The organism is Paenibacillus sp. CF384 (assembly GCF_900106745.1).
Classification (GTDB): Bacteria; Bacillota; Bacilli; order Paenibacillales; family Paenibacillaceae; genus Paenibacillus_Z.
In genome coordinates this window covers 107,083-118,018 of the sequence record NZ_FNNV01000009.1, presented here as the reverse complement: position 1 = coordinate 118,018, position 10,936 = coordinate 107,083, and the positions used below count along the sequence as shown (strand labels likewise).

Sequence of the window (10,936 nt, the reverse complement as noted above, 5' to 3'; positions counted from 1 at the left end):
CCTCACTTCAACCCGGAATGCGCCATCGTATCCATTACTTTACTCTGCATGAATATGAAGATGGCCAAGTTCGGAATAAACATCAGAAGCGCTGCCGCCGCTGCCATCCCTTGACCGGCTATATTATTCTCCATCGCGGTGGTCGTCGTCAGCGTACTCATGTAGAAAGCAAACGTCTTGAGCGTTTCTTTGCTCATGAATAACGAGGAAGTCTCCGCATTGTTCCAAGCCAATTGGAACGATAGAATCGCCACGGTCGCAAGCGCCGGCATAATCATCGGAATGACGAGCTTACGGAATACGTAATAATCGTTCGCTCCGTCAAGCTGCGCTGCTTCGATGAGCGCATTCGGAATCTGATCGACGAATTGCTTGACCAAGAACACCCCTACCGGCAAGGAAAGCATCGGTAAGATATGCCCTAGGAAGTTATCCGTCAGCCCCAGCTTCTCAATGACCAAATAACGCGGAATCGTCACCGCTGCCGGTACGAACATCAAGGCAATGATGTTTACTTCGAACACGACCTTCTTCATTTTGAATTCTTTCTTGGACAAAGCGAAACCTGTCATGGAACAGATCACGATGGACAGGAAAACGACTGAGCCGGTTACAAGAATGCTGTTGAACAAATATTTCGTCTTCGGAACCGCTGAAACGTCGCCGACGCTGAACAGTGTCGCGAAGTTACTCCACGTCGGATGCTGAACAAACAGCTTCGGCGGATATAGAAACAGCTCGTCTACAGGCTTGAGCGCCTGAGAGAAAATAAAGATAATCGGCAAGATCATGAACACGGACAAAGAAACTAGGAAGAGAAAGAACTTCCATTGTCCGAAGCTGAACCGATCCGGATTGATTTTATTAGCATGAAAAGAAGCCATTTACGCCATCACCTTCTCCCAATTCGTAATACACTGAGGACTAGTCGGAGTCGCCGAACAAGCGCCAGCACAGTTTAGAAAATCCGTAAACAATAATGAGCAAGACTACGGAAACCGCTGAAGCGTAACCCATATCATAGCGCAGGAAACCATAGTCCTCGATATGATTAATCATGAGCTGCCCTGCATTTTGCGGTGTAGGGTTGGCGCCCGAGAGCTGCACGCCAATCGCTCCGGCTTGGAATGTGCCGACGACAGCCATGACGGCGCCGAAGAGCATTTGCGGCTTCATGCTCGGAATGGTAATGTACCATACCTCTTGAAGACGGTTGCGAATGCCATCGATATAGCCGGCTTCATACATCTCCCCGTTAATGTTGAGGATACCCGCGAGCATCGCTAGAAAGCCAACGCCCATACTGTTCCAGAGCGATACGGTCACCATGATCGGCATTAGATAATGCGGCGATTGTGTCCACTGAATCGGCTCGTTGATAATCGCAAGACTCATTAAGAAATGATTCAAATAACCGGAAGCATTACCGCTGAAAATAACGAGCCACACGACAGCCATTGCAATGGCTGCAGTCAGTGAAGGCGAATAGATCGCGAGGGCAATGACAGTACGCGATTTCTTCGGAATTTGCGCCAGCAGCCAAGCGAGCCAGAAGGATAATAAATATCCTCCCGGACCGACCAGCAGAGCAAATTTAAGCGTGTTTGGCAAGACGTACATCATAAAGGCATTATCTTGTGTAATCAGGTTTACATAGTTGGTCAGTCCGATAAACTTAGGCGTTTGAATCGAGTTGAAATCCGTAAACGACAAGTAAATGGCAGAAACGACCGGAACTACGACAAGCAGAGAAAAAATGATAAAAAACGGACTAATAAACACAAAGGCGTTAAATTCGTTTTTTATTGCTTTTGCAGTCGCAGGCTTCACTTCTCATCACCTCGCTTGGCCATGTCTGACATATTCGGCATAATCGGCACGTGAAGCGGTTTGACAACTTTACCGTTCTTGAGATAACCGAAATCCGTAAGCTGCTTCTTAATTTCGCGATTGCCGTTAATGACGGCGTCTTCCATCGCCCTTCGCGCATTGTAGCCATCGAAGACGACTTTGTTCCAAGCGTCGCTGATTTCCCGCTCGACCATGTAGTCACCGAAGAAGCGCGGAATATCCCATAGCCATTTCCATTGCTCTTGAATGACTTCAATATCTTCTTTCGGCCAGGAAAGCTGGCTGAACGCTTCGACATTGGCCGAATTCCATTTGTAAGTCGGACCGTAGATCGCTTCCAGATTATTACCGAAACGAACTTGAGCCTCTTCGGAAGTCCACCATTTCAGGAACTCCCATGTATCGTCTTTCTTCTTGCTGCTGTTGAACATGATTCCGGTTGCGCCCGTTCCCGGAGCGGTCCGGTTTACGACGCCGTCCTTTCCTTTAACACCAGGGTAAGGAGCGATCTTCCACCAACCGGCAAGCTCAGGAGCTGCTGCGGTCAACTGGATATAAGTCGTAACATCTGCAATCCCGATCGGCAGGCTTCCATCGCGGAACTGGTTGTAGAAGCTCGGCACTTGCAGCGGAACGCTGTATACCGTAAACATGTCCGTCATTTGTTTCAGTCCCGCCAGTGCCTCATCCTGATCGATCGCAGTGTGAAGGCCATCGTCGGTGTACAGCTTACCGCCGGTTTGATAAATAAACGGAACGGTGTTGTTATAAGGCTTAAATCCGCCTGTTTGCGACAGCGGCAGGTAGAAATTCATCCCGAATCGCTGCAGCTCCGGCAAGATTTGCTTCACTTCTTCCATCGTATCGGGAACCGGAATATTCAGCGCATCGAGAATATCCTTCCGATAGAACATAACCCAGAAGCTTTGTGTTTCCGGCAATGCATACAGTTTCTGATCGAAAGTGACCGGAACGAGTGCACCTGGTGAGAACCGCTTCTGCACGTCGTCAAAGTCTTTGAACTGATTCATGTCCGCTAACGCTCCACGAGCGGCAAGGCGGAATGGAATGTAGTTGCTGACGCCAAGTGCTGCGTCAGGCGCATTACCGGCAGCGCTGGCAAGTACAAGCTTTCCTTCGTCCGGCATGATGGAGAGCGTTACTTTAATGCCTGTTTTCTTGGTGAATTCTTGATTGATTAGCTGCTGCATCTGGGTCACGTTCTGACGCGAACGGTTTACCCATACTTGCACGGCATCTTTATCGTCCGCGTTTACTTTGGAGTAATCGCGCGTGAACGATTTGAAGAACGCTGCGATGCTGTTGAAGAAAGACTTGAAGAAACCCGCTTTCTCGCTTGGCAGTTTGCTGTCCGAATAAATATAGAACCGATCCAACTGAAGCGGCTGTCTTGGCAGCTTCGTGTTAATGACACCTAGCGTCTGCAGCACGGAGCCGGAGCCTTCGGACAGACGGTTAAATTGATAGGGGATTTTCTCCGGTTCCTTCGACATCCGCTCCAGCGTTTCCGCCGCAACGAGCAAATTGCTCGCTTGGTCTGGATTAGCGCCGGCAAGCTTCTTAAGCGCGGCGTATTGTTTGCGCAGAATAGAAGCGAATTCTTCCAGCTTCTGCGGCAAATCAGGCATCTGTTTCGTAATATCCCAGTCCCGATTCACGTCCATCGTATTACCTGTCGCCATCTTAATCTCAAGTGCCAATGTGTTAATATCCCACATGACATTCTTTATTGTTTGGATGACTTGTCCATATGGAGCAGCATCGGCGCGAAGTGAAATTTCATGCTCGCCTGCTGTTAGCGCGAATTGATACGCTTTACCATCCTTCCCGGACAAGACCTCATTGCGCCATTCTTTCGTGTAAGGGAAGGCGTACTCATTCACTTCTTGGAATGGCACTTTACCATCTATCATTATAGTGCGATATACGGGCATGCTTGTTTTGCCAGTCTGCAAGTACTTGAACGCCAGTTGGTAAGAGCCCGCCTTATCCACTTTCACTTTCCAAGTAGCCCGCTGTCCGCCCACTTGCCACGCCTGCTCGTTTTCTTCCGCGTTTCCACTGGTTGCAATCGTTTCTCCGCCGAGCGTGTTTAACGTGACTTTACCATCTCTATGAGGAACAACAGTTGCATCTCCGCTAGCAATCGCGCGGATCGACGGTTCCGATTTGGAATTCGGATGCTCGGCTTCCACGACTAGGATTGAAGAGTCTGCTTTAGACAAGCTGTTTGCTTTCGCATATTGCTCGTACTGCGGCAGTACCTCCGGAGCGGAAATGACGATTCGGCCAATGAGGGCCTCTTCGCGCAAATTCATAAGTTTGATGCTGTTCGTGCCTTGTTTCAGATAGAACCGCAGCGGTTCCGCCGTGAAATAACTGGCATCCATTAATGGAGCCGTCTGCCATTGCTTAATTTGCTTCTGGCTTGCAGGCGTCTCATTCCCGAGCCCATCTCGGTCGAATGTCGCGTTCTCATCTGTCCACAGCTTTGGTAACACAACTCTTCTGGATTCAAAAAACGGATATTTCCCGTTTACTTCAATAGCCCGCTCTATCGGAATGATTTTGTCCGATGTCGAGTAATAGTCGATATTAACTTGGTAAAGCCCATCTTGAGGAGCTGTTACATTCAAATCGATCGCATTCAAGTCGTCCGTCCATGTAAACACCGGCTCATCATAGCCGTTTGAATCGGAAGTAAGTGTTGCCTTGCCGTTAGGTGTTACAAACTGATTAGGATGAATGATGATATCCGTTGCTGCATCTTTGATCCCTTCGGCCTGCCATGCTTTAAGCACGTCGCTGTAGGCATCCTCTACGACTCTCTTTACAGGGGAGTCTTCTTCCTCGTCCTCTGCTGAGTCCTTTACTTCGTCTTGCTTGCCGGCGCCTGAAGAAATTTCACCGCCACCGCCAAACAAACCATCCAAAATATCATCATTGTCTTGTTTATCTTTGTCAGGCGCAGCCGCCTCATCAGCCTGTGCGATGGAACGTCCATGGAACGATACAGGTACTGTTGTCGCCAGAAGCGAAACAAATATGATTGCAGCTAATAGTGGTTTGAACTTCATGCTTTCACCCCAGTAGAACAATTTTTCCTCCCCTAAATAGAGGAGGAAAAATTGTGATTACTTGCTTTTATTTTGTTGCTTCTTTGATCTTGGTCATCGCGTTGTTGAAGTACTCCATCGATTTCTCTTGCAGCTCAGCAGCTACGTCTTCCGGTCTTGCTTCGCCTTTTTGGAACTTCTCGTTGTACTTGTCTTTCACTTTGGAAGTAAAGTCTGCAAAGCCCGGTTGGTATTTGAACGTTTCAAGCACACCTGTCGGGATTGCTTTTACGATATCTTTAACACCTGGCGTTACGAAATCTTGAGCCAACCATGCTTCCCATACTGTAGGGTCGTTGACAAGCGGCATCGAAGCTAGCGGGGACTCGTCTTTAATACGTGCCATCCAGCCGTCTTTGGAATACGTCATCCATTTCAGGAACTCAACTGCTTCTTTCTTATGCTTCGAGCTCTTCGTTACACCGGCATAGTCTGTAACCAGACCGGCCTTCTGTTGTTGGCCCTCATAGCCCGGAACCGGAAGGATATCCCAGTTGAATTTCAAGTTTTGTTTGTACCAACCCATGCTCCAAGTTGCATCGTACACCATGCCGACTTTACCGATGTTAAAGCCGCTGATGTCTTTACCGTACCATTTGTCTTTCTCTTCTTTCTTGTAGCTTTGAAGCGATGATTTGTCTTTCATACCGAAGTTAGTCGCCCAGTTAACAGCTTGTGCCCACGCTGGGTTCGTATAGTTATACTGAGTGCCGTCCCATGTGGAAGCGCCCAGCGTATTATCAATGTTAGGGATCAATACGTCAGCCATGCCAGCTGCACCATCAATACCGAATTGGTGTTCATTATAGTTCGTTAGCTTCTTGGAGATCTCTTCCATCTCAGCTACTGTCCAGTTAGCACTAGGAATTGGAATATTTGCTTTTGCGAACAAATCTTTGTTGATGTAGATTCCCCACGAGAACAGACCTGTCGGCAATGCAAATTGTTTGCCTTCATATTCACCTGTTTTAGCTAGGTTTCCGTAAATTTTGTCAGGAGCAAAATCAGGATCTTGTTCCAAGTAAGGAGTCAAGTCTTCAAGCCAGCCGCTGCCTACTGCCAGAGGCACATTGAATAGGAAAGTTACGTCAGGGAGTTTGTTAGCTGCTGCTGCTGCTGCCAATTTCTCGTCCCAAGGCCAGTCCATCGATTTATCGATTTGAACTTTAATGTTCGGGTGAGCCGCTTCGAATGCTTTGATACGTTTCATCTCAGCACCATTGTCTGCTTTATCGCCCCATGTTCCATAAGTAAGTGTTACAACTTCATCCGTTGCAGCTGGCTCTTCAGCAGCCGGCTCTTCCGCTGGTTCCGTAGTATTAGCGTTTGTCGATGTGTTATTGGTCTCTGTTGTGTTGCCCGTATTCGTGTTCGTTGCAGTGTTGTTCGCATTGTTGTTGCTGCTTCCGCAGCCAGCAAGTACAAACGATAAAGCCAGTACCATCAGAAGCATCATATTAATTGACTTTTTCATTCCAATTCTCCCCCAGCTCGTGAATGTAGATTTGGTGATTCTTAGTCGACTTCCCCATAAACACAATCAAGCTTGACTTGCTCCCTTACTGCCCGGTTAACCCTGGTTTCGCCTCCCTTCATGGAATATATAGCTTTCTTCATTCTCATTGTGAGTGCCTTTGAATCCGCAGGATTGACGAATGACCAGCTGTGTCGGAAGCAAGATGGAGTTCTCTTCCTTCTGCACATTGAACACGAGCTGCGTTGCAATCGCTCCCATTTCGTATTTAGAATGGCCGATTGTCGTTAACGAAGGGCGAACGAACGGGCCGAAACTAATGTTGTCAAAGCCTACTACTGCGACGTCCTCCGGCACTCGTATACCACCTTCACGGAGCGCTCGCATGGCGCCGATCGCCATCTCATCATTCGCTGCGAAGATGGCATCCGGCAGCCGTTTGCATGCCATCATGACCTTCACGGTTTGATAGCCGCCGGCTTCCAAGTAACGACCTTGCAGGCTGATCTTCGGCGGTACATGTAAGTTATGTTCCATAAGCGCACGCTTGTAGCCGTCATAACGTTTGGAATTGTCATACGCGGCGAGCGGTCCGCTGAGGAATTCAATCCGCTTGCGTCCCAGTTTAATGAGATGCGTAACCGCATCATAAGCGCCTTGTTCATTCGTGATCAGTACGCTGTGTACGTAATCGCTCTTAAGCTCTCGGTCGAGTACGACGATCGGGAATGACTCAGCCGCGACTTGGAGGATTAAGCTGTCCGGAATCGCGGTACCCATGATAATGGCGCCATCTACGAACTTTTCTCTCAGAAACCGATTCGCTGAGCTGTTCTCGCCGCCATAAGTGCTGCAGACGATGAGATTGTAATCATGCGACGCAACAACTTCCTGTACGCCTTCGATAACTTGACTATAGAAAGGTCCACCCAGATCATTCAGGAACAGTCCGATCGTTTCACTCTTGCGTTTCTTCAAATTTCGTGCCGCGCCGCTTGGCCGATAACTTAACTCTTCTGCAGCTCGAATTACTTTCTTTCGCGTTTCCTCACTTATCTTCGGTGAGTTATTCAGTGCGTAAGAAACAGTTGATACGGCAACTCCGGCCATTCTTGCAACATCTTTGATCGTAGCAGCCATCATCAATTCCACCTCTGGTTCAGCCTGTTGAAACGTTTCGAAAGAATAAAGTAAAATTCCCCCATTATGAAACGCTTACATTACAGGTTAGCGCTCAGACTTGTATGCATAGTCAAGGAGGGATATTTGTTTAAAGAACTACCCTTTTCACTCATAGAAACGTTTCACAACCACATAATAGCACAGATTTTTGGAAGTGAAAAGGCTTTCAACAAATAAAATGGATCTTTTTTTTGTTAGAATTTTGTTAGTTCCTGGCTTTAATATCCAAATTTATTTCTAACATTATCGAAACGATTCGATAGATAATGGAAAAACCCCCGACAATTCGGGGGTTTTCCAACACGATGATTTAAATGACTTCGAATTGCCCTTCCAGACCGTCCGTACTGCTTGGACCGATCCAGAGCTTGAACTTCCCGGGCTCTACGACAAATTGATGCTCTTGATTGATAAATCCGAGCTCTTCCTTTGCCAGTTGGAATGAAACTGTCGTGCTTTCGCCGGCCGCCAATGTCACTCTACGGAAGCCTTTAAGTTCTTTTACAGGTCTTGTGATGCTCGCTGCCTCATCGCAAATATACAGCTGTACGATTTCGATACCTTCGCGCGATCCTGTATTGCTCACCTTTGCAGAAACGTTCAGCGTTTGGCCAATCGGGAGCTCGGCTTGCTCGATCAGCAGCTCCTCATAGCTGAAGCTTGTGTACGTCAGACCGTGTCCGAACGGGTACAACGGTGAAATGTCGGCATCCACATAACGTCTCATATGCGGTCTGCCTGTTTTCTTCGCGTTGTAATAGATCGGCACTTGGCCCGCATGTCTTGGGAACGTCACCGGCAGCTTACCGCTAGGACTGGCAGCGCCAAACAAGATATCGGCGATTGCCGGACCTGCTTGCACGCCGAGCTGCCAAGCCTCAACGATAGCCGGAATATTCGCATCCGCCCACTCGATCGTAAGCGGACGTCCGTTCGCAAGAACAAGCACAACCGGAACGCCGGTCGCATGAATCGCTTCAAGCAGCTTCTGCTGGCTTGCCGGGATGTCGAGCGATACGCGGCTGTTGTTCTCGCCGCTCATATCCGCGTTCTCCCCTAATACGAGAATGGCAACATCACTGCTCTTAGCAGCCGATACCGCTTCCTCGAGCTCTTCAACCGTTCCGTCAAGCACACCTGAACCTCGTGCATACACAACTTCGGTTTGATGCTGATGAGCAAGCGCCCGAATGCCTGCCAATACGGTAATGACATCTTCCGGTCTTCCTTGTCCGCGCCAGCAGCCGAGCTGTGCCTCATGATCCTCGGCAAACGGACCGATAACCGCCAGCTTGCGAGAAGACGATTGGAGCGGAAGCGTGTCGTTCTCATTCTTCAGCAGCACGATTGATTGATGCGCCATTTCGCGTGCAGTTTCCACATGCGAGGAATGCAGCATATAGGAGCTAGCCAATTTATTGTCTACATACGGATGAGTAAACAGACCAAGCTGATGCTTCACGCGCAGAATACGGCGAACCGCATCATCAATCTCGCTCTCGTTAACCTCGCCTTTCTCAATCAATGCAGCCAGATGCTCATGATAGATCAGGGAATGCATGTCCATATGCATGCCCGCTTGGATCGCTTGCAATCCTGCTTGCTCGCGGTTCGCGGCATAACCATGCTGAACGAGCTCATCTACGGATTCCCAGTCGCTGACGACGAACCCTTTGAAGCCCCACTCGTCTTGCAGTACATCCTTCAGTAACCAACGGTTGCCGGAAGCCGGTACGCCGTTGATCTCATTGAAGGCCGCCATAATCGTGCCTGCTCCGGCATCAAGTGCCGCTTGGAATGGCGGGAAATACGTTTCACGCATACGCGTCTCCGACACATCGACCGTGTTGTAGTCACGACCGCCTTCGGCAAGCCCATATGCGGCAAAATGTTTCGGACAAGCCATCACATGCGGCCGATCCGTCCAATCGTTTCTTTGAATCCCTCTAACGCGGGCTCCGGCAACGGAGGAAGCCAGGTATGTATCTTCCCCTGCTCCTTCCGCGATTCTTCCCCATCTTGCATCACGTGCGATATCCACCATCGGCGCAAGAATCCAGTTGATGCCGTCCGATGAAGCTTCACGTGCAGCAATCGCCGCCGTTTCTTCCAGCAGCTCCGGATTCCAGCTGCATGCCTCTGCAAGCGGTATTGGGAAAGTCGACCGGTAGCCGTGGATGACATCATCCGCAAACAGCAGCGGAATACCAAGTCGGGACTCTTCGATCGCAATACGCTGCAGCTCATTAACCGTATCCGCTCCTCGAACACCGAGAATGGAGCCTACCATGCCTTCTTCGATCAGCTCGCTGTCCGACTCTTCGTCAAAAGTACCCAGCTGCGTCAATTGGCCGATTTTCTCCTGCAGCGTCATCTGAGCAAGCAGCGTCTCGATCGCGGCTTCCTTCTCCGCGTCCAGCTGGAAAGGGGTTTTCTTTACGTTGCTATCCATAGTAAGCCGCCTTTCTATGCGAGTTCCGCGATGCAAGACTTCATATATGCAATTGAAGTAGCAGTCGCTTCCGCGAGCGTTCCCTTTGCACCTGTGCCTTCCTCGTGCACGAGCTCGAATGTAAGCCAGCCTTCATATCCGATGTCGGATGCAGCTTGCAGCACTTGTTTCATATCAATATCGCCGACAGTCAGATCTTCGCTATAGATGCGTCCGATTTGATTACGGAAGTGGAACGCATAAATGCGATCCGAATAAGTGCGAAGCAATTCCACAGGGTTCAAACCTGCAACATGCGCCCAGCCCGTATCCACGCAAAGCCCTACTTCTTGGCTGGCGTATTCGATAACCGCGCGAAGATCGCCGTCTGCATTGTGTTTGTCCGAAGCATGATTGTGCAAGCTTACTTTAAGACCGAGACCACTGACTGCCGCCGCGATGCGGGACAAATTGTCGCCGATTTGCTTGAATTCTTCTTCTGTCTTCGCCTGCGGAGCATCCCAGCCGCCTTTTGGATCGGCATTAATGACCAGGTCAGTTCCGCCTGCTTCAACTACACGCTTAGCAACAGGTATAACCGTTTCTTCGATGTTAAGTGTTTCGAACGGCTCATGCAGTTGCAAACCAATATACGCACCGGAAATCGCTAAACCGAATTGTTTAGCCAGCGTTACCAGCTCCGGAGTCGGATCCAGTTCAAGCGCATTCATGCCTGCTTCCGCACAGCTACGGAAAATTTCTTCCATGGACGGATCTTTGCCATCCTTCCAATATTCGCACATATAGCCGTAGAGCCCCGTGGAGAAGCCTTTATTCTTAATCATGTTTATTTTCTCCTTT

7 protein-coding genes are annotated in these 10,936 nt (G+C 49.1%); all 7 read right to left on the bottom strand.

Annotated features, from left to right (window positions below):
- Positions 1-2: 2 nt before the first annotated feature.
- The 7 genes from BLW29_RS16245 to BLW29_RS16215 all read right to left on the bottom strand — a co-directional run bounded on the left by BLW29_RS16245 (position 3) and on the right by BLW29_RS16215 (position 10,920).
- Positions 3-884, bottom strand: a complete 882-nt coding sequence (locus BLW29_RS16245) for a carbohydrate ABC transporter permease (RefSeq protein WP_090981407.1) — start codon at positions 882-884, stop codon at positions 3-5.
- 40 nt (positions 885-924) lie between these two features.
- On the bottom strand, positions 925-1,830 hold the full coding sequence (locus tag BLW29_RS16240) for a carbohydrate ABC transporter permease (RefSeq protein ID WP_090981405.1): 906 nt from the start codon (positions 1,828-1,830) through the stop codon (positions 925-927).
- Positions 1,827-4,949, bottom strand: a complete 3,123-nt coding sequence (locus BLW29_RS16235; RefSeq protein WP_143044418.1) for an extracellular solute-binding protein — start codon at positions 4,947-4,949, stop codon at positions 1,827-1,829. The genes BLW29_RS16240 and BLW29_RS16235 overlap by 4 nt, the downstream gene beginning before the upstream one ends.
- A gap of 67 nt (positions 4,950-5,016) precedes the next feature.
- Positions 5,017-6,462 (bottom strand): extracellular solute-binding protein, encoded by a 1,446-nt coding sequence (locus BLW29_RS16230; protein ID WP_090981401.1) that lies wholly within the window; start codon positions 6,460-6,462, stop codon positions 5,017-5,019.
- 96 nt (positions 6,463-6,558) lie between these two features.
- Positions 6,559-7,605: a LacI family DNA-binding transcriptional regulator gene (locus BLW29_RS16225; RefSeq protein ID WP_256208668.1), complete on the bottom strand. Its 1,047-nt coding sequence runs from the start codon at positions 7,603-7,605 to the stop codon at positions 6,559-6,561.
- 349 nt (positions 7,606-7,954) lie between these two features.
- Complete coding sequence (bglX, locus tag BLW29_RS16220) at positions 7,955-10,096, bottom strand: beta-glucosidase BglX (protein ID WP_090981396.1); 2,142 nt, start codon at positions 10,094-10,096, stop codon at positions 7,955-7,957.
- A gap of 14 nt (positions 10,097-10,110) precedes the next feature.
- Positions 10,111-10,920 (bottom strand): sugar phosphate isomerase/epimerase family protein, encoded by an 810-nt coding sequence (locus tag BLW29_RS16215; protein ID WP_090981394.1) that lies wholly within the window; start codon positions 10,918-10,920, stop codon positions 10,111-10,113.
- Positions 10,921-10,936: the final 16 nt, after the last annotated feature.